This window comes from Paracoccus onchidii (genome assembly GCF_028294535.1).
Taxonomy (GTDB): Bacteria; Pseudomonadota; Alphaproteobacteria; order Rhodobacterales; family Rhodobacteraceae; genus Paracoccus; species Paracoccus onchidii.
On record NZ_JAQBIE010000077.1, the window covers coordinates 1 to 705 of the forward strand.

The following is a 705-nucleotide window of genomic DNA, read 5'->3' on the forward strand; positions in this document are numbered from 1 at the left end:
GGTACTGTAAAGTTAACCTGTCTGTCTGGAAATAGGGGCTGATGGCAGTTTTCACGCGGCACTGAGTTGTGCGATGTCGCGCCACGCATCCATGGCCACAGCGCGGAGTTCTCGAAAATCTGTGGATGTCATTTCAAAGCGCGGCAGGTGGAACAGGTTTGCGATCGGGTCGTGGACGGATACAAAGCGCTGCAAATGTCGGGTTGATTTGAACCGCTTCATGACGCGCTCGCGCCTTCGGGTCGGTTGGTGTGAGTTTTCAGCACGGTTATTCAAGCCTTTGTGCGAGCGGTGCTCGACCCCTGGCATGATCTCTCGCTTTGCCGCCTGGTATGAACGAAGTTTGTCGGTGATCAGAACTCTTGGCGGATGGCCTTGTTGTTTCAACAACTTGCGGAGCAGGCGCAGAGCAGCCTTCTTGTTGCGCCGGGATTGCACCAGAACGTCCAGTACGAACCCGTCCTGATCAACAGCCCGCCATAGCCAATGTTTGCGCCCTCTGATTGAGATGACAACTTCGTCCAAATGCCATTTGCCTCCAAGTTGACCAACGGATCGACGACGGATCTTTTTCGAGAATTCTTGCCCGAATTTATCTGCCCAAGCTCGCACCGTTTGATGCGACACGATGATGCCGCGCTCGGCCAGAAGGTCCTCTACCATCCGCAGGCTCAGCGGAAAGCGGAAATACAGCCAGACCGCATA

General features: G+C 54.8%; 1 protein-coding gene. It reads right to left on the reverse strand.

The window, feature by feature from the left end:
* Nucleotides 1-51: 51 nt before the first annotated feature.
* On the reverse strand, nt 52-705 hold a 654-nt coding region (locus tag PAF17_RS20115; protein WP_271890829.1), incomplete at its 5' end, for an IS6 family transposase.